22 protein-coding genes are annotated in these 20,274 nt (G+C 72.2%); 13 read left to right on the forward strand and 9 right to left on the reverse strand.

Annotated features, from left to right (window positions below; genetic code table 11):
* The first annotated feature begins 84 nt into the window (after positions 1-84).
* Both ET445_RS03480 and ET445_RS03485 read left to right on the forward strand, forming a co-directional pair.
* A complete protein-coding gene (locus tag ET445_RS03480) occupies positions 85-4,095 on the forward strand; it encodes a Pls/PosA family non-ribosomal peptide synthetase (protein ID WP_129188871.1) in 4,011 nt (1,336 codons plus the stop codon).
* Positions 4,095-5,414, forward strand: coding sequence for a M1 family metallopeptidase (locus tag ET445_RS03485; RefSeq protein ID WP_129188873.1), 1,320 nt, complete (start codon positions 4,095-4,097; stop codon positions 5,412-5,414). Before ET445_RS03480 ends, ET445_RS03485 begins: the two co-directional genes overlap by 1 nt.
* Here the strand turns inward: ET445_RS03485 and ET445_RS03490 are convergent.
* Positions 5,411-5,980 (reverse strand): 4'-phosphopantetheinyl transferase family protein, encoded by a 570-nt coding sequence (locus ET445_RS03490; protein WP_129188875.1) that lies wholly within the window; start codon positions 5,978-5,980, stop codon positions 5,411-5,413. The two genes, ET445_RS03485 and ET445_RS03490, sit on opposite strands and share 4 nt — an antisense overlap.
* Before the next feature lie 44 nt (positions 5,981-6,024).
* On the reverse strand, positions 6,025-6,237 hold the full coding sequence (locus tag ET445_RS03495) for a three-helix bundle dimerization domain-containing protein (protein WP_129188877.1): 213 nt from the start codon (positions 6,235-6,237) through the stop codon (positions 6,025-6,027).
* A gap of 139 nt (positions 6,238-6,376) precedes the next feature.
* Between ET445_RS03495 and ET445_RS03500 the strand changes: the two genes are divergently transcribed.
* A complete protein-coding gene (locus tag ET445_RS03500) occupies positions 6,377-6,589 on the forward strand; it encodes an SCO4848 family membrane protein (RefSeq protein WP_129188879.1) in 213 nt (70 codons plus the stop codon).
* On the opposite strand, the gene ET445_RS03505 is transcribed toward ET445_RS03500, so the two are convergent.
* Positions 6,590-7,342 (reverse strand): hypothetical protein, encoded by a 753-nt coding sequence (locus tag ET445_RS03505; RefSeq protein WP_129188881.1) that lies wholly within the window; start codon positions 7,340-7,342, stop codon positions 6,590-6,592.
* 109 nt (positions 7,343-7,451) lie between these two features.
* On the opposite strand from ET445_RS03505, the gene ET445_RS03510 reads away from it, so the two are divergent.
* Positions 7,452-9,158: an FAD-dependent oxidoreductase gene (locus tag ET445_RS03510; protein ID WP_243695309.1), complete on the forward strand. Its 1,707-nt coding sequence runs from the start codon at positions 7,452-7,454 to the stop codon at positions 9,156-9,158.
* A gap of 319 nt (positions 9,159-9,477) precedes the next feature.
* Here ET445_RS03510 and ET445_RS03515 read toward each other — a convergent pair whose 3' ends face one another.
* Positions 9,478-9,882 carry a VOC family protein gene (locus tag ET445_RS03515; RefSeq protein ID WP_129188883.1) on the reverse strand — a complete coding sequence of 135 codons (405 nt, stop codon included), beginning with the start codon at positions 9,880-9,882 and terminating at the stop codon, positions 9,478-9,480.
* Between the two features lie 9 nt (positions 9,883-9,891).
* The gene (locus tag ET445_RS03520; protein WP_129188885.1) at positions 9,892-10,341 is read right to left on the reverse strand and encodes a helix-turn-helix transcriptional regulator; all 450 of its coding nucleotides are present in this window, start codon (positions 10,339-10,341) and stop codon (positions 9,892-9,894) included.
* A 66-nt stretch (positions 10,342-10,407) separates the two neighbouring features.
* Here ET445_RS03520 and ET445_RS03525 point away from each other — a divergent pair, with 66 nt between their 5' ends.
* A complete protein-coding gene (locus ET445_RS03525) occupies positions 10,408-10,833 on the forward strand; it encodes a VanZ family protein (protein WP_129188887.1) in 426 nt (141 codons plus the stop codon).
* A 24-nt stretch (positions 10,834-10,857) separates the two neighbouring features.
* Here ET445_RS03525 and ET445_RS03530 read toward each other — a convergent pair whose 3' ends face one another.
* Positions 10,858-11,292: a MarR family winged helix-turn-helix transcriptional regulator gene (locus ET445_RS03530; protein WP_129188889.1), complete on the reverse strand. Its 435-nt coding sequence runs from the start codon at positions 11,290-11,292 to the stop codon at positions 10,858-10,860.
* A gap of 102 nt (positions 11,293-11,394) precedes the next feature.
* Between ET445_RS03530 and ET445_RS03535 the strand changes: the two genes are divergently transcribed.
* The 4 genes from ET445_RS03535 to ET445_RS03550 all read left to right on the forward strand — a co-directional run bounded on the left by ET445_RS03535 (position 11,395) and on the right by ET445_RS03550 (position 15,036).
* Entirely contained in the window at positions 11,395-12,060 is a 666-nt protein-coding gene (locus tag ET445_RS03535; protein WP_129188891.1) for an FMN-dependent NADH-azoreductase, read from the forward strand.
* Entirely contained in the window at positions 12,057-12,866 is an 810-nt protein-coding gene (locus ET445_RS03540; RefSeq protein WP_129188893.1) for a CPBP family intramembrane glutamic endopeptidase, read from the forward strand. The genes ET445_RS03535 and ET445_RS03540 overlap by 4 nt, the downstream gene beginning before the upstream one ends.
* Before the next feature lie 156 nt (positions 12,867-13,022).
* Entirely contained in the window at positions 13,023-13,967 is a 945-nt protein-coding gene (locus tag ET445_RS03545; protein WP_129188895.1) for an alpha/beta fold hydrolase, read from the forward strand.
* A gap of 40 nt (positions 13,968-14,007) precedes the next feature.
* Positions 14,008-15,036 carry an aldo/keto reductase gene (locus tag ET445_RS03550; protein ID WP_129188897.1) on the forward strand — a complete coding sequence of 343 codons (1,029 nt, stop codon included), beginning with the start codon at positions 14,008-14,010 and terminating at the stop codon, positions 15,034-15,036.
* Between the two features lie 67 nt (positions 15,037-15,103).
* On the opposite strand, the gene ET445_RS03555 is transcribed toward ET445_RS03550, so the two are convergent.
* Together ET445_RS03555 and ET445_RS03560 are read right to left on the reverse strand one after the other, a co-directional pair.
* Positions 15,104-16,054 (reverse strand): alpha/beta hydrolase, encoded by a 951-nt coding sequence (locus ET445_RS03555; RefSeq protein ID WP_129188899.1) that lies wholly within the window; start codon positions 16,052-16,054, stop codon positions 15,104-15,106.
* A gap of 97 nt (positions 16,055-16,151) precedes the next feature.
* Complete coding sequence (locus tag ET445_RS03560; protein ID WP_129188901.1) at positions 16,152-17,135, reverse strand: RNA polymerase sigma-70 factor; 984 nt, start codon at positions 17,133-17,135, stop codon at positions 16,152-16,154.
* 101 nt (positions 17,136-17,236) lie between these two features.
* Between ET445_RS03560 and ET445_RS03565 the strand changes: the two genes are divergently transcribed.
* On the forward strand, positions 17,237-17,722 hold the full coding sequence (locus ET445_RS03565) for a MarR family winged helix-turn-helix transcriptional regulator (protein ID WP_129188903.1): 486 nt from the start codon (positions 17,237-17,239) through the stop codon (positions 17,720-17,722).
* A gap of 6 nt (positions 17,723-17,728) precedes the next feature.
* On the opposite strand, the gene ET445_RS17120 is transcribed toward ET445_RS03565, so the two are convergent.
* A complete protein-coding gene (locus ET445_RS17120; protein WP_165314282.1) occupies positions 17,729-17,896 on the reverse strand; it encodes a hypothetical protein in 168 nt (55 codons plus the stop codon).
* A gap of 227 nt (positions 17,897-18,123) precedes the next feature.
* On the opposite strand from ET445_RS17120, the gene ET445_RS03570 reads away from it, so the two are divergent.
* From ET445_RS03570 to ET445_RS03580, 3 genes are all read left to right on the forward strand, one after another.
* Positions 18,124-18,861, forward strand: a complete 738-nt coding sequence (locus tag ET445_RS03570; RefSeq protein WP_129188905.1) for an alpha/beta fold hydrolase — start codon at positions 18,124-18,126, stop codon at positions 18,859-18,861.
* A gap of 138 nt (positions 18,862-18,999) precedes the next feature.
* Complete coding sequence (locus tag ET445_RS03575; RefSeq protein ID WP_129188907.1) at positions 19,000-19,890, forward strand: RNA polymerase sigma-70 factor; 891 nt, start codon at positions 19,000-19,002, stop codon at positions 19,888-19,890.
* Positions 19,880-20,257, forward strand: a complete 378-nt coding sequence (locus ET445_RS03580; RefSeq protein ID WP_129188909.1) for a hypothetical protein — start codon at positions 19,880-19,882, stop codon at positions 20,255-20,257. Before ET445_RS03575 ends, ET445_RS03580 begins: the two co-directional genes overlap by 11 nt.
* Positions 20,258-20,274: the final 17 nt, after the last annotated feature.

Here is a 20,274-nt window from a genome sequence, read left to right on the forward strand (position 1 = left end):
AAGACCGTTCACCGGCGGGTAACCCGCCGGTCGTAGCGTTGCGGTTCCGCGCCCTCCGGCGTCCGTCGCGCAGTTGGAGTACCCGTGAACCAAGCCCGTGGCGTCATCGTCCGATCCGACGCACCCGCGCCCCGCACGCTCCTCGACATCCTGCGCGAGTCCGCGCGGCTGTCGCCCGATGCGTCCGCCATCGAGGATCCCGCCGGCGCGCTCAGCTACCGCGAGCTCATGGCGGCCGTCATCTCGGTCGCCGCGAGACTGCACGCGGCGGGCGTGCGCCGCGGCGACCGCGTCGGCGTGCGCATGCGTTCGGGCTCGCGCGACCTGTACGTCGCGATCCTCGGCGTCATCGCGGCGGGTGCGGCGTACGTGCCCGTCGACGCCGACGACCCCGAGGAGCGCGCGACGCTCGTCTTCGGCGAGGCGGCCGTCCGCGGCGTCATCGGCGACGGCGGGTACGTCGCGTGGTCGACGGACGACGACGGGCGGGCGGACGTCTCGGACGACGCGGATGCTCCGTATGCGACGGATGCCTCGGGCTCCCCCGCTGCCGCAGGCGCCGGCCGCGAGGCATCCGAGATCCTTCCCGTCGCGATGCCGCACCCGAGCACCGCGAACCTGCCGCTCGTGACCCCGCCCCGGCCCGAGGACGACGCGTGGATCATCTTCACGTCGGGCTCGACGGGCACGCCGAAGGGCGTCGCCGTGAGCCACCGCTCGGCGGCCGCGTTCGTCGACGCCGAGGCCGAGCTCTTCCTGCAGGACGAGCCGATCTCGCCCGCCGACCGCGTGCTCGCGGGGCTCTCGGTCGCGTTCGACGCGTCGTGCGAGGAGATGTGGCTCGCGTGGCGGCACGGCGCATGCCTCGTGCCCGCGCCCCGCTCGCTCGTGCGCAGCGGCATGGACCTCGGGCCGTGGCTCGCCGCCAATCGCATCACGATCGTCTCGACCGTGCCGACGCTCGCCTCGCTGTGGCCCGCCGACGCGCTCGACAGTGTGCGGCTGCTCATTTTCGGCGGCGAGGCGTGCCCGCCCGACCTCGTGAACCGCCTCGCGGTCGAGGGCCGCGAGGTGTGGAACACGTACGGCCCGACCGAGGCGACCGTCGTCGCGACCGCCGCGATCATGCACCCCGGCGAGCCCGTGCGCATCGGGCTGCCGCTCGCGGGATGGGAGGTCGCGGTCGTCGATGCCGACGGGAGCCCCGTCGGCGACGGCGAGTCGGGTGAGCTCATCATCGGCGGCGTCGGGCTGGCGCGCTACCTCGACCCCGCGAAGGACGCCGAGAAGTACGCGCCGATGCCGTCGCTCGGGTGGGAGCGTGCGTACCGCAGCGGCGACCTCGTGCGCTTCGACCGCGACGGGCTCTTCTATCAGGGCCGGGCCGACGACCAGGTGAAGGTCGGCGGGCGGCGCATCGAGCTCGGCGAGATCGAGGCCGCACTGCAAGACCTGCCGGGCGTCGGCGGCGCGGCCGTCGCGGTGCGCAAATCCGAGGCGGGCAACGACGTGCTCGTCGGGTATCTCGCCGTCCCCGACCGCGAGGCGTTCTCGCGCCGCGACGCCATCGCGCGCCTGCGCGAAGAGCTGCCCGCCGCGCTCGTGCCGATGCTCGCCCTCGTCGACGACCTGCCCGTCCGCACGTCGGGCAAGGTCGACCGCGCCGCTCTGCCGTGGCCCATCGAAGACGACGAGCCGACCGACGTCGGCGACGACCCCGTCGCCGAAGCCCTCGCCGCCGACTGGCGGAGCGTGCTCGGCATCGCGCCGTCGAGCCCCGACGACAACTTCTTCGACCTCGGCGGCGGGTCGCTCGCGGCCGCCCAGCTCGTCTCGCTCGTGCGTCGACGCCACCCCGACGCGACGGTCGCCGACATCTACGCGCACCCGCGGTTCGGGTCGATGGTGGGCTTCCTCGCAGAGGCGTCGCCCGAGGCATCCGCCGCCTCGACCCACGAGGTGCCGCCGACCCCGCGCCGCATGCAGGTCGTGCAGACCCTCCTCGGCGTCCCGCTCTTCATCCTGAACGGCGTGCGCTGGCTGCTCTACCTGCTGACGGCGAGCGCGATCCTCCGCCCGCTCGGCGGGTTCGACGCGCTGCCCGAGGTGTCGATCCCGTGGCTCGTCGTGGGGCTCCTCGTGTTCGTGACGCCGTGGGGGCGGATGGCCGTCGCGGTCGTCGTCGCGCGGCTCCTGCTCGCCGGGCTCCGCCCGGGCGACTACCCGCGCGGCGGGAGCGTGCACCTGAGGCTCTGGCTCGCCGATCAGGTCGCCCATCAGATCGGCGCCGCGAGCCTCGCCGGGGCGCCGTGGATCAGCTACTACGCCCGCGCCCTCGGCGCGAAGATCGGCCCCGGCGTCGACCTGCACGCCCTGCCGCCCATCACGGGCATGCTCGAGATCGGCGCGGGCGCGTCGATCGAGCCCGAGGTCGACCTCGCGGGCACCTGGATCGACGGCGACGTCGTGCGGGTCGGCGCGATCCGCGTCGGCGCGGGCTCGTCGGTCGGCGCGCGAAGCTCGCTCATGCCGGGCGCCCGCATCGGCAAGAACGCGACCGTCGCCCCTGGCTCGGCCGTCTTCGGCCGCGTCCCTGCCGGCCAGAACTGGGCCGGATCCCCCGCCATCCGCGTCGGCAAGTCGCACGCGTGGTGGCCCGCCGAGCGGCCTCCGGCCGCGACCCGGTGGGTGTGGGCGTACGGCGTCGCCTCGACGGTCGTCTCGCTCGTCCCCGTCGTGTCGTTCGCGGCGGGCGCCGCCGTGCTCGCGCTCTTCGTGCGGGGCTCGGCCGACCTCGCCCAGTTCGCGCTCGGCGCCCTCGCGGGCCTCGTGCCGGCGACGGCGGTCGCGGGCATCGTGCTCGCGGGCCTCGTCGTCGTGCTCGTGCGGCTCCTCGGCATCGGGCTCGACGAGGGCGTGTACCCCGTGCGCAGCCGCGTCGGCTGGCAGGTGTGGGCCACCGAACGACTCCTCGATCTGTCTCGCACGATCCTGTTCCCGCTCTACTCGAGCCTGTTCACCCCGACGTGGCTGCGCATGCTCGGCGCCGAGATCGGGCGCGACGTCGAAGCATCCACCGTGCTGCTCCTTCCCGCGATGACGAGCGTCGGCGACGGCGCGTTCCTCGCCGACGACACGCTCGTCGCCTCCTACGAGCTCGGCGGCGGCTACGTGCGCCTCGCGCGCGCGAACATCGGCGCGCGCGCGTTCGTCGGCAACTCGGGCATGGCGCCCGGCGGCAACCGGGTGCCGCGCGACTCGCTCGTCGCCGTGCTGTCGGTCGCGCCGCGGAAGGCGAAGGCCGGGACATCCTGGCTCGGCTCCCCGCCCGTGAAGCTCCGCCGCCAGGCGCAAGACGCCGACGCGAGCCGCACCTACGACCCGCCCTACCGCCTGCGCGTCGCGCGCACGATCTGGGAGCTGCTGCGCGCCGTGCCCGTGATCGTCACGAACGCGCTCGGCCTCGCCGTGCTGCTCGCCCTCGCGGCCGTCATCGAGGCGTGGGGGCCGTGGGCCGCCGTCGGCCTCAGCGGGCCGATCCTCCTCGCGGCCGGGTTCGCGGCGGCCGCCGTGTCGACGATCGCGAAGTGGCTCCTCATCGGGCGCATCAAAGCGGGCGAACACCCGCTGTGGTCGTCGTTCGTGTGGCGGAGCGAGGTGTCCGACACCTTCACCGAGATGGTCGCCGCTCCCTGGTTCGCGCACGCGATGGCGGGCACGCCCGCGCTCGTCTGGTGGCTGCGCAGTCTCGGCGCGAAGATCGGCCGCGGCGTGTGGATCGACAGCTACTGGCTGCCCGAGGCCGACCTCGTGACGCTCGGCGACGCCGCGACCGTCAATCGCGGATGCGTGGTGCAGACGCATCTCTTCCATGATCGAATCATGAGCATGGACGAAGTCGTCATCGAGCGCGGAGGCACGCTCGGCCCCCACAGCGTCATCCTGCCCGCGGCCCGCATCGGCGAGCATGCGACGGTCGGCCCTGCGTCGCTCGTCATGCGCGGAGAAGGCGTGCCCGATCGCGGCCGCTGGAGCGGCAACCCCATCGGCCCCTGGCGCGACGTCGTCGTCGGCCGCTACGTGCGAACGGCCTGATGGGCCGCGGCAAGCCGGCGTCGTCGCGGAACTACCTTCCGCAGTCGGGCAGCGACGAGTACTCGGTCACCGAGTACGACCTCGACCTGCGCTATCGCGTGGCGACGAACCGGTTGGATGCCACGGCGACGGTGCGCGGACGGGCGAACACGCTGCTCCGGAGCATCCGCCTCGATCTCGTGCGGCTGAAGGCCAAGCGGGTGAAGCTCGCGGGCGACACCGCCGCGAAGTACTCGCAGACGGCCACCCACCTCGTGGTCCGCCCGTCGGCGCCGATCGAGCCCGGCGAGGACTTCACGGTCGAGATCGCCTACGACGGCTCCCCCGCGCCGCGGCGCACGCGCTGGGGCACGCTCGGGTGGGAGGAGCTCGAAGACGGCGTGCTCGTCGCGTCGCAGCCGTCGGGCGCGCCGACGTGGTTCCCGTGCAACGACCGCCCGGCCGATAAGGCGCGGTACCGCATCCGTGTGACGACCGAGCAGGCGTACACCGTGCTCGCGACGGGTCAACTCGTCGACCACACGGTCACGGGCGGGCGCGGCAGCTGGACGTTCGAGCAAGACGAGCCCACTGCGACCTACCTCGTGACCGTGCAGCTCGGCCGCTACACCCTCGAGCCGCGCCGCTCGGCGGGCGTCGACTGGGTCATCGCCTACCCCGCGCCGCTCGCGCGCCAGGTGCTCCACGACCTCGAGCCCGTCGGGCGCATGCTCGGCGTCTTCCAAGAGCTGTTCGGGCCGTACCCGTTCCGCAGCTACGCCGTCGTGGTGACCGAAGACCCGCTCGAGATCCCTCTCGAATCGCAGGGCATGGCGACGTTCGGGCCGAACCAGCTCGACGGGCACCGCACTGAAGAGCGGCTCGTCGCGCACGAACTCGCCCACCAGTGGTTCGGCAACAGCGTCGGCCTCGCGGGCTGGCACGACATCTGGCTCAACGAGGGATTCGCCTGCTACGCCGAGTGGCTGTGGGCCGAGCGATCCGTCGGCCCGACAGCCGACGCGCTCGCGCGGCAGCATCACGCGGGGCTGCGTGCGGCCCCGCAGAACCTGATCCTCGGCGACCCCGGAGCCGACCGCATGTTCGACGACCGCGTCTACAAGCGCGGCGCGTGCCTGCTCCACGACGTGCGGCTGACGCTCGGCGACGACGCGTTCTTCACGCTCCTGCGAGCGTGGACGCACCGGTTCGCGCACAGGACGGCGACGACGGCCGACTTCCGCGCGTTGGCGCAGAGCTTCACGGATGCCTCGCTCGACGCGCTGTTCGACCGGTGGCTCGCGCAGGCGGCGCTGCCGCCGCTGCCGCCGGCCGCTTAGCCGGCGTGCGCGACCGACACGATGAACCCGCCGCGGCGACGGGTGCGCACGCGGTAGAGCTGCTCGCCTCCGTCGATGCGCGCGCCGCGGCCCTTGAAGACGACCCGCCCCGGGTCGACCCGCAGCCCCCGTCCGTCGGCCTTGAGCACCGCCTCGATGCGGGTCCAGTGTGCAAGCGGGTCGACGCCGACAGGCGGCGGGGCGAGGTCGCGCACGGCGGATGCCACGGCCGCACGCCGCTCGGCGGGCACGTCGACGGGTTCGGTGTCGATGCCGACGGGCACGGCGGATGCCACGGCGAACGCCCGCCCGCCGGCGTGGGCGAGGCTCACGAAGACGGGGCGCGGAGCGCCCGTCACGGTCGGACGGCCGTGGGATCGTCCGCAATCGGGACACCGGGCGTCGATGCGGAGGTCCACGGGGTCGCTCGGATCGACTCCCGCGAAGCGGGAGGCGGCGAGCATGAGCGCGGCACGCCCCGACAGGAATCGTGGATGCTTCGCCACGGGCTCCTCGGCGAGGCGCGCGGCATCGCCCGGTGCGAGCGACGCCTCGGCGAGAGGCATCCGGTCACCGTGACGCACGACGACGAATGCGTCGCGCACCCCGATCACGCGGAGCGCTCGAGCGCCTTCAACCGCTTCTTGGCGCTCTTCTCGACGAGCACCGGAACGAAGTCGCGCACGCGCTTGCCCTCGAACCCGAGGTACTCGGCCTCGACGATGGTCTTGATCTCTGCTCGATCGGCTCCGGGGAACCGCTCGGCGAGTCGCTCCACGACCTCGTCGATGCTGCGCCGTTCGGAGTCTTCGGGTTCAGCCATGCTCGAAGTCTCCGGCCCATTCCGTGACAAGTCAACGTGCGCGGTCCATTCGTCGTCCCCGCGTTCCGAACCGGTCATCGGCGGGTAACGGAGCCGTCCCTCCGGCGAGCGCCCAGCGACATCCGCCTACGATCGACGGGTGCACGTCTTCGCAGCTGTCGTCCTGTTCCTGAACGCCCTCTTCAACGTCGTCTCGTGGCCGCGGTTCTATCCCCGCATCGCGAACGACCCGCGGGCGCGCGACGCCGAGGGCCGCCGCACGGCGTTCTACACGGTGCACGTCGTGCTCATCACGGTCGCGCTCGTGCTCGCGGCGCTGTCGGCGGTCGCGGGCGTGCTCGTCCTGCTCTGACTACGCGTTCGCGTACCTCAGCTCGCACGGGCAGTCGGCCGGGCACTCCCCGGCGCATTTCGCGCCGACCCACGCCGAGCCGGGCCAGGCACTGTAGCGCGTGCTCGCGACGGAGTCGTCGAGGGTCAGCAGCGACTCCGCTATGGGCTCGCCGTCATCGTCGACCGAGAATACGAGCACGTCGGAACCGACCGTGCACGTCGACGGCCTGACGACGTGGAGGTCGAGGAAGTCGCGGCCCGGCAGCCGCACGTACACGCCCGGCAGGGCGGGGTGCGGCAGATGCACGCACACGTGGCGGCCGTCTTCGGTGAGGACGGTGTCGGCTTCGGCGGGGTCCGACCAGGGGCCGTCGCCGAGCGCGGCCTCGGGGTCGGGCTGGGCCGACGGCGGCAGCGGCACGGCGATGACGCGCGGAGCGCGCGGGAGGCCGTTCGGCCCGTCGGCCTCGAGGGAGGCCTCGGCCACGACGAGGCGCGTCGCGGTTCCGACGCGCGCACCCGCTCTGACGAGCGGGATTCCGGATGCCTCGTCGGCACCGCCGACCGCGATGTCATCGCCACCGGCGTCTGCGCCCGACGCGACGATCACCGCCATCGGCCCCTCGATGACGTAGATCCCGAGCGCCGGCTCCCAGTGGGCGGTGCCGAGCACCCCGCCGTCCTCGTCGAGCACGACGGCCCGCGGCGGCGGACTCGACGCGTCGATCTCCTGGGTGACGAACTTCACGACGATGTCGGTCAGCGACGCCATGTGCGACTCCCCTCCGCCACCAAGCGTGGCCGCTCGCGCGGGAGTCGTCTACCCCGAAGCATCCGCCCGCCCTATCCCCGGTCGAACCGCCGCCCCTAGGATCGGCGTCGTGACCGCCGCCTTCCGCGTGCCCGTCGGCACCGCCGCCAACCCCGTGCTCGATCGCGCCTCGTTCCAGCGCCTGCTCGCGCTCGGCGCGAGTGAGGACGTCACGGTCGGCGATCACCTGTTCTCGGTCGGCGACACCGACCCCGACTTCTTCGTCATGGAGGCCGGGGCAGTCGACATCGTCCGCGAGGCGACGGGCACATCGCCCGCGCGCACGGTCGCGCAGTGGCAGGCGGGCGAGTTCCTCGGCGAGATGAGCATGCTCACGGGGCAGGCGTCGCTCCTCACGGCGCGCATCTCGGAGGCGGGCCGGGTGTGTCGGGTGCCGAACGCGACCTTCAAGCAGATCATGTCGACCGACGGCCCGCTCTCCGACCTGCTGCTCGGCACGTTCCGCGCGCGCCGCGCGCTGCTCATGAACGCGGCGGGTCGCGCGGTCGAGATCGTCGGGCGGGCGGCATCCGCGAGTTCGATGACGTTGCGCACCTATGCGACGCGCATGGAGTTGCCGCATCGCTGGCTGGATGTCTCGACCGACGCCGGGCGCGCGGCGCTCGCGGCGACGGGGCTCGCCGAGGACGATCTTCCGGTCGTCGTGACGCAGGGCGCGACGATCGCGCAAGCGACGCCGCGGCTCCTCGCCGACGCCGTCGGCCTCCGCTTCCGCGGCGGAGCCGACGGCGGCGACCGCTTCGACCTCGTCGTCGTCGGGGCGGGGCCTGCCGGACTCGCGGCCGGCATCTACGGGGCATCCGAGGGACTGTCGACGCTCGTGCTCGACGCGCTCGCGCCGGGCGGTCAGGCCGCCGCGAGCTCGCGCATCGAGAACTACCTCGGGTTCCCGGCGGGGCTCTCGGGCGCCGAGCTGACCGAGCTCGGGATCGTGCAGGCGCTCAAGTTCGGGGTGCGGATCTCTGCGCCGACGGGTGTCGAAGGGCTCGTGTCGGTGACTGACGACGGGGCCGACCGCATCCGCATCGACCTCACGGGCGGTGAGCACGTCACCGCTCGTGCGGTCGTCGTCGCGACGGGCGCCCGCTACCGCCGCCTGCCGCTCGACCGCTGGGACGATTTCGAAGGCGGCAGCATCTTCTTCGCGACGACCGAGCTCGAGGGGCGCGATTGCGCGGGCAAGCCCGTCGCGGTCGTCGGCGGCGCGAACTCGGCAGGGCAGGCGGCGCTCTTCCTCGCCGACCTCGGCTGCACGGTCTCGCTCATCGTCAGAGGGGACTCGATCGAGGTGAAGATGTCGTCGTACCTCGTCGACCGCATCGTCGCGCACGAGCGCATCACCGTGCACACGTCGACGGATGTCTCGGCCCTCCACGGCGGCGACCACCTCGAGTCGATCTCGCTCACGTCGTCGCAGACCGGCGCGACGCTCGACGTCGACGCCAACGCACTGTTCTGCTTCGTCGGCGCGGTACCCGGCACGTCGTGGCTCACGGACATCGCGGTCGACGACAGCGGATTCCTGCTGACCGATATGGATGTCGCAGCCGCTCGCGCGGCGTCGCGCAACGCCGCGCCCGCCGCGGCCGACCGCTGGGAGGTCCTCGGCCGCAGTCCGCTGCCGTTCGAGACGAGCATCCCGCGCGTCTTCGCCGCAGGCGACGTGCGCCTCGGCTCGATGAAGCGCATCGCCGCCGCGACGGGCGAGGGCGCGAGCGCCGTGGCATCCGTGCACCGCGCGATCGCCCGCGACTGACCGCACTCGGGCCTCCCGCCGATCTCCCGGACCGCCGACCCACCGAATCCACCGACTCCACCGACCCGGGAGAAGGTTTTCCCCCAGACATGGGCGGCACTTCGGCACCGACCCCCGCAGCCCCTTCGACCTGGGCGCGCTCTTGGCCGGCGATCCTTCGAGGCGGCGGCACTTCGGCACCGCCGACCGGCATGGGATCCTCATCCCCCGGGCGCACGCCCGACGATCCAGTGGGAGGCCGAGGGTTTAGGGGCGGCCCGAAGGTCCGCGGGCAGCCCGCGATCCTCGGGTCGGCGCATCCGCGAGCCCGAGGGTCGCGCTAACCCTGCTCGACGCGGACGTGGTTGCCCGCCGGGTCCCGGAAGGCGATGTCGCGCGCACCCCACGGCTGGCTCACGGGCTCCTGCAGCACCTCGGCGGCGGGCGCGGCGGCGACGCGTTCGAACGTCGCGTCGAGGTCGTCGGCGCTGAAGTTGATCGTCGAGAGCGCGCCCTTGGCGAGCAGCGCGGCGATCGCGTCGCCGTCCTCCTGCGAGCGGCCCGCATGCGGCTCGGACAGCACGATCTGCACGTCTGGCTGCGACGGCGTCACGAGCGTGACCCAGCGGAATCCGTCGAACGCGACCTCGTTCGTCACGGTGAGCCCGAGGACGTCGCGGTAGAACTCGACGGCCGCGTCGGGGTCGTCGACGATGACATGGATGGTGCGGATCGAAACGGTCATGCGCCCAAACTAGGACGATGCCTCGGCGAGCGCTTCTCCGATCCTGCTCGATGCCTCACCGGGCGATTTCGGTCGCCGCGTGAGCAGCATCATCTGACATCCGGGCACGACCTGCAGCTCGCTGAAGTCACGTGCCTTGTACGAACTCGGGCTCTCGCCCATGATCTGCGTGAAACGAGCCGAGAACGAGCCGAGGCTCGTACAGCCGACGGCGACGCACACCTCGGTGACCGTCATGTCGCCGCGCCTGAGGAGCGCCGTCGCACGCTCGATGCGGCGGGTCATGAGGTACGAGTACGGCGTCTCGCCGTAGGCCTCGCGGAAGCGGCGGCTGAAGTGCGCCGTCGACATGAACGCCGTCTTCGCGAGCGACTCGACGTCGAGCGGCTCGGCGTACTCGCGGTCCATCCGGTCGCGAGCGCGCCGGAGGCGCTTCAGTTCCTCGAGATCGGCGGCCATGCTCCCATTGTGCGCTAGCGTCGCACAGAACACCCCGACCGGAGCCGACGTGCGAACGGAGCCGCCGTGACACCCGATCAGACGGCCGTCAGCAGAAGGGCGCTGACGATCGCGACCATCGCCTACGCGGGCGGTGCCCTCGCGGTCCTCGTCGTCCCATCGGTGGCGGACGTCTTCCAAGCGGTCCACTCGTGGCTGCACGACGGTCTGGGGTGGCGGTGGGTGCGTCCGTCGTTCGTCGACTTCCCGGCGAACGTCGTGCTCTTCTTCCCCCTCGGCCTCCTCGCGGTGCTCTGGCTCGGACGGTTCTGGCGGGGGTTCTGGGTCGCGGTCGCGATGTCGGTCGCGGCCGAACTCGTCCAGGCGGTGATTCCCGACCGTGTTGCGTCCCCGAGGGACATCGTGGGCAACGCGCTCGGGGCCGCGCTCGGCGCGTTCGTGGCCGTGCTGATCATCCGCGCTCGACGCGACCCGGATTCCGACTCGGTCTGACTCCCGGTCGAACCGACCCGCCGGTCAGTCTTCGCGCGCTCGGGCGAGGATGCGTTCGAGCCCGTCGGCGACGATCGAGAGTTCGGCGTCGTCGATGCGGGCCAGCTCGGCCTCGATCGCGGGGAGGTAGACGCGCGCGGCCTCGCGGAAGCGCTTCGACCCCTCGGGCGTGATCGCCGCGAACGAGGAGCGCCCGTCGTCGGGATTCGCCGCCTTCGCGACGAGCCCGGCCCCGACGAGCTCGTCGACGAGCCGGCTGACCCGCGTGCGGCTCAGCACGACGCGCGCGCCGAGTTCGCTCATCGTGAGCCGCCCGCCGGCGTCGTGCAACTCGAGCAGCACGTCGTACCAGGTGAGCGGCAGTCCCGTCGCGTGCAGCACCGCACGGTCGAGGCGCGGGAGCACGAGGGCGTTGAGTCGCAGGATCGCGGCCCAGGTGCGTTCGGCTGAACTCGGCATGCTCCCCACCCTATCAGTTGCGTGCGCGCGCACGTAGTTATACTATTGCGTGCGCACGCACCTAAAAGCGTGCGAGAGACCCCAAGAACGGAGCATCCGCCAATGTCCACCCTCCTCCACCTGTCCTCCTCGCCTCGCGGCGGCGCCTCCGAGTCGCTCGCGCTCGCCCGCATCTACCTCGACGCCGTGCGCGCCGAACGGCCCGACCTCGTCGTCGACGAATGGGACCTGTGGGACGGCAGCCTCCCCGACTTCGGCCCCGACGGGGCCGGCGCCAAGATGCGCATCTTCGCGGGCGAGGACCCCGTCGGGGCGCAAGAGGTCGCCTGGCATCGAGCCCGGCTCGCCTACGAGCGATTCGCGGCAGCCGACCACTACCTGTTCAGCCTCCCCATGTGGAATGCGGGCGTCCCGTACATCACCAAGCAGTTCATCGACGTGATCAGCCAGCCCGGCATGGTCTTCGGGTTCGACCCCGCCGCCGGCTACTCGGGGCTCGTGACGGGCAAGACCGCGACCGTCGTCTACACGAGCGCCGTCTACGGCGAGGGTCGCGGATCGGCGTTCGGCAACGACTTCCAGAAGACCTACTTCGAGGACTGGCTGCGCTGGGCCGGCATCACCGACATCTCGTCGGTCGAGTTCCGGCCGAACCTCGCGGCCGCCGACGTCGAAGCCCGGCGCGCCGCCGCGACCGAGCGCGCCCTCGACCTCGCGCGCACGTTCGCCGAGCAGCTCGCGGGCGAGCAGTCGAGGAGGGTCGCATGAACGCCCGCGTGCCCTCGCTCCGGCCCGTCGCGGTCTTCACCGCGATCGCGCTCCCGGTCGGCTGGGTCGCCCTCTCGATCCCCGTCGCGACGGGCCTGCCCGCCGAGCCGTTCGTGCTCGCGACCCTCGTGTTCGGGCTCCTCCTGCCCGCGCTCGTCCTGGCCCGTCGCGACGGCCTCCGCACCGGCCGACCCGGAGCTGTGCGGCGACTGCTGCGAGACATCCCGCGCATACCGCGACCCGAATGGGCGCTCGTGGCGGGCCTCGTCCTCATCCCGGGCGCGGTGTGGCTCCTCGGCGCCGCGCTCCGCGCGGAGACCGAACCCTCCCCCGCGACCGCCGGGGCCGTCGCCGTGCAATTCGTCACGGGCCTCGCCATCGTGAACCTCGCCGAAGAGCTCGTCTGGACGGGCTTCGTGCAGCGCCGCCTCACGGCCGCGTGGGGGCTCGTGCGCGGTGCACTCGCGACCGCCCTGCTCTTCGCGGGGCTGCACGCGCCGCTCGCGTTCGCGGCGCACACGAGGGGCGCCGGGCCGATCGCCCTCGACCTCGGGGCATTGCTCGTCGCGGGCGCCGGGCTGCGGCTCCTCATCGGAGTCGGCGACCTCCTCGGGCGGAGCATCCTGCTCGCCGCCGTCGTGCATGCGTCGTTCAACGCCGGGGGCCTCCTCGTCGATCCCGGCTCCGACTGGATCCGATACGTCGTCGCCCTCGTCCTCGGGGTCGCGGCCGCCGCCGCCGCACAGGCCGTCGTCGGCGGCCCGAAGCGGCTCGTCCGCGACTTCGTGCGCACCGATCGTCCGTGAACGCGACCTCGTGTACGTGCGGTGGACGCAGACGCGCGACCGCGGGAGAGCCGAGACACCGGACGCTGTCACAACCGAGACATCCGCCGTGTCCTAGCTTGCGCGGGCGCCGCCCGTGACGGAATCGACCGCCTGCGAGAACACGGGAGCGACGACATGAACGACCGACTCGAGCGGCTCGCGCCGCTCCGACGCATCCGAGCCGGCGTGCTCGACGTCGAGTACTTCGAGACCGGACCCGCCGCCGGGCCGACTGTCGTGCTGCTGCACGGCTTCCCGTACGACATCCACTCGTACGTGGAGGTGGCGCCGCTTCTCGGCGACGCCGGATTCCGCGTGGTCGTGCCCCACCTGCGAGGCCACGGCGGAACGCGGTTCGTCGACCGCACGGTGCCCCGCACCGGCCAACAGGCGGCGCTCGGGCAAGACGTCGTCGACCTGCTCGACGCCCTCGGCATCGACCGGGCGACGCTCGCCGGCTACGACTGGGGCGGCCGGGCAGCGTGCGTCGCCGCGGCCCTGCACCCCGAGCGCGTGAGCGCGCTCGTCTTGGTCAACGGCTACCTCGTGCAGGACATCCGGTCGTCGATGGCTCCGCTCTCCCCCGACCTCGAGGCCGGCTTCTGGTACTTCTTCTACTTCCTGACCGAACGCGGGCGAGCCGGCCTGGTGGCCGACCCGCGCGGAATCGCCGAGGTGATCTGGCGGCGGAACTCGCCCGAGTGGCGGTTCGGCGACGCCGAACTCGACCGTGCCGCCGAGGCGTTTGCGAACCCCGACTTCGTCGACGTCGTCATCCACTCGTACCGGCACCGGCTGAACCACGTCGACGGCGCCCCCGACTACCTGCGGCACGAAGCCGCGCTCGCGAAGCTGCCGCCGATCACCGTGCCCACGGTCACGCTCGACGGCGAAGCCGACGGCAACTTCCCCGCGCGCGACGCCGCGGATGTCGCCGTGCACTTCACCGGCCCGCACGTGCACCGGCGGGTTCCGCACGCGGGGCACAATCTCCCCCGCGAAGCACCCGAAGCGTTCGTCGAGGCGGTGCGGAAGGCCGCATCGCTCGCGGGCGCCGACGCCACGACGATCGCCGCGTGACCACGCACGAATACCCCCGAACCACCACGAAAGGCACCACATGAAGTACCGCATGCTCGGACGCACGGGCGTCTACGTCTCGACGATCGGTCTCGGCACGATGACCTTCGGCGGCGCCGGCACGCCGCTCGGCGACGCCCTCGGCGGCCTCGACCAGACTGCGACCGACCGGGTCGTCGGCACCGCGCTCGACCTCGGCGTCACCCTGTTCGACACGGCCGACGTCTACACGGGCGGCGAGTCCGAGACCTTCCTCGGTCGCGCCCTCGGCTCGCGCCGCGATGACGTCGTGCTCGCGACGAAGTTCAGCGCCCGCACGGGCCTCGGCCCGAACGACGTGGGCGCGTCGCGCCTGCACGTCATGCGCGCGGTCGAGGCGAGCCTCAGCCGGCTCGGCACCGACCGCATCGACCTGTACCAACTCCACAGCTTCGACGCCGAGACGCCGATCGACGAGACGCTCGCCGCGCTCGACGACCTCGTGCGGCAGGGCAAGGTGCGCTACGTCGGAGCGTCGAACGTCGCCGCTTGGCAGCTCATGAAGGCGCTCGGCGTCTCGGAGCGGCTCGGCGCCGCCCGGTTCGTCTCGGACCAGGCGTACTACTCCCTCCTCGGCCGCGACGTCGAGCGCGAGATCGCGCCGCTCGCGGCGGACCAGGGCGTGTCGCTCTTCGCGTGGGCGCCGCTCGCGGGCGGCATCCTGACGGGCAAGTACTCGCGCTCGGGCGCGAGCGACCCGGGATCGCGGCGAGCGACCGCGGGCTATCCCGACTTCCCTCCCGTGGATCCTGCGCGCGCGTGGGACATCGTCGACGCGGTCGAATCCGTCGCGTCGCGCCACGACGCGAGCCCCGCGCAGGTCGCGCTCGCGTGGGTGCTCGGCCGCCCCGCGGTCACGAGCGTGCTCGTCGGGGCGCGTCGGCCCGAGCAACTCGCCGACAGCGTCGCCGCCGTCGAGCTCGAGCTCACGACCGCGGATCTCGACGAGCTCGAGGCCGTGAGCCGTACGGCAACGCCCTACCCCGACTGGGTGTGGGACTTCGCGGCCGGAGGCCGGACACCGGTGTGAGACACCCCGCGAGCCACGAGAGAGCGGGAGCCGCCGGCGGCGGCTCCCGCTCTTCGTGCACCGGCGGTCAGGCGGTGCCGAACGCCTTCCGCAGCACGTGCACGGCCTGCTCGAGCGCCGCCGTAACCGCGGCCGTCGGCCGCAACGGGTTCAGCATCAGGAAGTCGTGGATGATGCCGTTGTACCGGATGCTCGTCGTGCGCACGCCCGCGTCGAGCAGCCGCCTGCCGTACGCCTCGCCCTCGTCGCGCAGCACGTCGTTCTCGTCGACGATGAGGTAGGTCTCGGGCAGGCCGGCGAGCTGCTCGCGCGTCGCACGCAATGGCGAGGCGGTGTAGTGCGCACGCTGCTCGAGGTCGGGCAGGTAGCTGTCCCAGAACCACGCCATGTTGGCCGCCGTGAGGAACGGGCCGTCGGCGAACTCGCGGTAGCTGTCGGTGTCCTGCCCGGCGTCGGTCACGGGGTAGTAGAGCGACTGGTGCACGAAGTGCACGTCGCCGCGTTCGAGCGAGAGCAGCGCGACGACCGTCGCCATGTCGCCGCCGACGGAGTCGCCCGCGATCGCGAGTCGCGACGCGTCGAGGCCCTTGGATGCCCCGTGCTCGGTGATCCACTGCGCCGTCGCGTACGCCTGTTCGATCGCGACCGGGTAGCGCGCCTCGGGCGAGCGGTCGTACTCGACGAACACAACGGCCGCGTCGGCGCCGACGGCGAGCTCGCGCACGAGCCGGTCGTGGGTGCCGGCGTTGCCGAGCACCCAGCCGCCGCCGTGCACGTAGAGCACGACGGGGAGCGGGCCTTCGGCGCCGACGGGCTTGACGATGCGCACACGCACGTCGCCGACCTCGGCGGGGACGGTGATCCACTCGTCGTCGACGTCGGGCTTGTCGACGGGCTGGGCCTGCAGGTCGTCGAGCACCTTTCTGGCGCCCTCGGGGCCGAGCTGGTAGAGGTAGGGCGGGTTGGCCGTCGCGTCGGCGATCGCCTGGGCTTCGGGTTCGAGGAGGTGGTCGGTCATGGTCGTGCCTTTCGGTGCGGATCGAGGCATCCGGTCGGACGCCTCGCGAGCTTCGACCGCTCGGGCCCGACCGATGTGACGATCCCTCATCACCCCGTCACGCGTCGACCGGCAGCACCGCCCCGAGCTTCACGGGGTTCATCATCCAGAAGAGCCGGTCGATGCCGTCCTCGCTCGCCGAGACCGTGAAGAGCGCGAACGGCTCGCCGAACGCCGAGAGGAGCAGCGCCGACCGGTCGTTGGCTTCGACCCAGCGGACGTCGATGCCCTCCCAGAACCACTCCGAGACCGCGAGGACGAACTTCACGACGCGGTCGCGGCCGACGAGCGCGATGCGCGCCGCCTGGGCGATGCCGCCGCCGTCGGAGTAGCTCACGATGTTGTCGGCGAGGAGGGTTTCGAGGGTCGCGAGGTCTCCCGATTGCGCGGCGACGAGGAAGGCTTCGAGGAAGGCACGCTGTCCGGATGCTTCGACGGGGGCACGTCGTTCGTCGGCGAGGTGCTTGCGGGCTCGGCTCACGAGCTGCCGCGCGTTCTGCTCGCTCGCGTCGATGATCTCGGCGATGCGGTCGTAGGGGTAGCCGAACGCTTCGCGCAGCACGTAGGCGGCGCGCTCCATGGGGGTGAGCTTCTCCATGAGGAACAGCACCGCGAGCTCGATCGCCTCGTCGTGCTCGGCCGCGAGCTCGGGGTTCGCGCCCGTGTCGACGGGTTCGGGCAACCACGGCCCGATGTAGGTCTCGCGCCTCGCGCGGGCCGAGGTGAGCGCGTTGATCGCGAGGCGCGTGGCGGTCGTCGCGAGGAACGCGGCCGGCTCTCGCACCTCGTCGCGATCGCAGTTCTGCCAGCGGATCCAGACGTCTTGCACGAGGTCTTCGGCGTCGGCGACGCTCCCGAGCATCCGGTAGGCGATGCCGAAGAGGCGCGGGCGCACGGCGTCGAAGGTTGCGAGGGCGTCGGCGAGGCGGTCGCCGCCCGGTTCACGAGCGACGGATGTCTCGGATGCCTCGTGCCCGCGCCACGCGCGAAGGGGCTGCCTGGGGTGCGGCCAGTCGGCCGGGGGCTTCTGATGGGTCCGCATGACGTACCTCCGTGTGGAGACGTGGGGAACGGGTCATCCCAAGGTTCGCATTACCTCGTGTACGAGTCAATAGTTCACGAGATGTTGATAGGATGCTCCGCATGGAGCGCGCCGAAGCATCCGAAGCATCCGACCCGGTCCAGCTCGACGACATGGTCTGCTGGAACCTCTACTCGGCCGCGCGCGCCGTCACCGCGGCCTATCGACCGCTGCTCGAACCGCTCGGCCTCACGTACCCGCAGTACCTCGTGCTCGCGAACCTCTGGGCGCACGGCGACCAGAGCGTCGGCGCGCTCATCGCCCGCATCCAGTCCGACTACGGCACGATGACCCCGCTCTTGAAGCGTCTCGAAGCGCGCGGGCTCGTGCGCCGCACGCGTAGCGTCGCCGATGAACGTACGGTGCTCATCTCGCTCACCGCCGAGGGCGAAGCCCTCAAGGCCCGAGCCGCACACGTCTATCCCGCGATCAGCGAGCTCTTCGGGTTCTCGGGCGAGGGCGCCGAGCGTTCGCTCGACGTGCTCCGCGGCATCATCAGGGCCGCCGAGCGCGCCGGCGGCGAGGGGCCCGGCGAGCACGTCGCCTGAGCGGCGTCACTCGTCGCGCGAGTCCCCGTCGAGGAACAGCTCGAATTCCCCCGTCTCGAAGTCGTCCGACGCGGCATCCGTGCTCCCGATGTCGACGGCTTCGCCGCCGTCCGCGCGCGCGTCATCGCCCCGGTGATCGTGTCCGTGCGACCGGTGCCTCGGTGTCCCGAACATGGCCCGCCCCCTTCGCCCCGCTGGCTGCCGAACGCCCGTCGGCAGGGCGTCCCACCGCATTCGACCACGTTCGACCCGCCGCCGTGACACCCTCAGGGACACCCGTCTCGTTTCCGGCATTCCGGCGCGGAATCGTCCCCGACCCCGTCACGCCGCCGGGTGAACCGCGGTCGGAGTTGGTGAGCACGCCCGCACTCGGCGGGCGTCGCCGGAAAGGGGACCCCCAAATGTCAGAACAGCAGCCGACCGTCGTGTTCGTGCACGGCGCCTTCGCCGAATCCGCGAGCTGGAACGGCGTCATCGAGCGCCTCTACGCCGAGGGCATCCGCTCGGTCGCCGCCGCCAACCCGCTCCGCAGCCTCGCGATCGACGCCGCGTACGTGCGCGACGTCATCGCCTCGGTCGACGGGCCGGTCGTGCTCGTCGGCCACTCGTACGGCGGCATGGTCATCACCGAGGCATCCGCCGACAACGACCAGGTCGCCGCGCTCGTCTACGTGGCCGCGTTCACGCCCGACACGGGCGACAGCGCGTTCGCGCTCTCGGCGAGCGAGCCGGGCTCCACGCTCGGTGACGCGATCGTGCCGCACCCGGTCTCGACCGGCGGGGTCGAGTTCACGATCCGCCGCGATGTGTTCCGCGCCCAGTTCTGCGCCGACGTGCCCGTGAACGTCGCGGGCCTCATGGGGGCGACCCAGCGGCCCGTGACCGAGCAGGCGCTGCGAGACGCCGTGCAGGCGCAGAACCCGGGCTGGAAGGGCCGCCCGTCGTGGCACATCTGGGGTGCCGAGGACCGCAACATCCCCGCCGCCGTCACGGCCAAGGGCGCGGAGCGCGCCGGCGCGAAGGTCGCACAGGAGCTCCCGGGCGCCTCGCACGCGCTGAGCGTCTCGCAGCCCGAGGCCGTCGCGGCGATCGTCGCCGACGCCGTGCGCGCGGTCGCTCCGGCGAGCGCGGCGGCTTGACCACTCGGACGCTTGACAACTGATGCGCTTTTGGCATCAGTTGCCAAGCGAGTCGACGGTGTCACATTCGGGCGCGGCGTCCGGTCTCAGTTGACAGGGCGGATGCCGCGCCCGCACGCCGACCGACGGGAACCGCCCATGCACGCGAACCAGCACGCGAACCTCGACGACGCCGTCGCCGTCTTCGGCGCCGTGCGACCGCGACTGTTCGGCATCGCGTACCGCATGCTCGGGACCGCGGCCGACGCCGAGGACATCGTGCAGGAGACGTGGGTGCGATGGCAGGGCACCGATCGGACGGTCGTGCTCGACCCAGCCGCGTTCCTCGCGACGACGGCGACCCGACTGTCGATCAACGTGCTGCAGTCGGCGAAGTCCCGCCGCGAGACGTACATCGGGCCGTGGCTGCCCGAGCCCGTCGACACGAGCGCCGACCCGCTGCTCGGCGCCGAACGGGCGGAAGCGCTCGGGTTCGCGGTGCTCGTCGTGCTCGAACGGCTCACGCCGCTCGAACGCGCCGCCTACGTGCTGCGCGAGGCGTTCGCGTACTCGTACGGGCAGATCGCCGAGATCGTGCAGCACACCGAGGCATCGGTGAGGCAGCTCGTGAGTCGTGCCCGAAAGCACGTCGCGGGCGAGCGGCGGTGCCCGGCGTCGCCCGCCGAGCATCGGCGCCTGCTCGACGCGTTCGTGCGGGCCGCGAAGACGGGCGACCTCGCCGACCTCGAGCGCGTGCTCGCCGACGATGTCGTGTCGTACTCCGACGGCGGCGGCGCGGTGCGCGCGTCGAAGTTCCCCGTGCGAGGGCGCGAGACGGTCGCGAAGTTCGTGCGGGCGTTCCACACGCACTTCTGGGACGGTGTCGCGACGACGTCGACCGAGGCGAACGGGCAACCGGCGGTGCTGCTCTCGAAAGGAGGCGAGACCTTCGCGGTGCTCACCGTCGTCGCCTCCGATCAGGGAATCGACCAGGTGCTCTGGATGATGAACCCCGCAAAGCTCAGCGCCGTGGCGACCCGTGTCGCGTGAGGGCGTCGCGTCGCGTCTGCTCGCCGCGCTCCGCGCCGCCGACGACGTCGCGTACGCGGCACTCGTGAGCGCGTCGGTGCGCATGGTCGTCGACTCGGGCGACGCCGCGGGCGGCGTCGCCGCGGGGCGCGCGCAGACGGCGCACGTCTTCGCGGCGCTGCTTTCGAGACATCCGGATGCCTCGCTCGACACCGCCGAGGCGAACGGTGCGCCCGCACTCGTCTTGCGCCGACCCGATCGCGAAGCGGTCGCCGTCGTCGGCCTCGACGTCGACCAGGCGGGATCGATCACCGCGATGTGGGTGCAGACCGCACCCGACAAACTCGCACGCTGGAACCGTCACAGAACGCCCGGCCCCTCGGTCTGAGCTTGCAGGACGCGGAC

It is taken from the genome of Agromyces protaetiae (assembly GCF_004135405.1).
GTDB classification, from domain to species: domain Bacteria; phylum Actinomycetota; class Actinomycetes; order Actinomycetales; family Microbacteriaceae; genus Agromyces; species Agromyces protaetiae.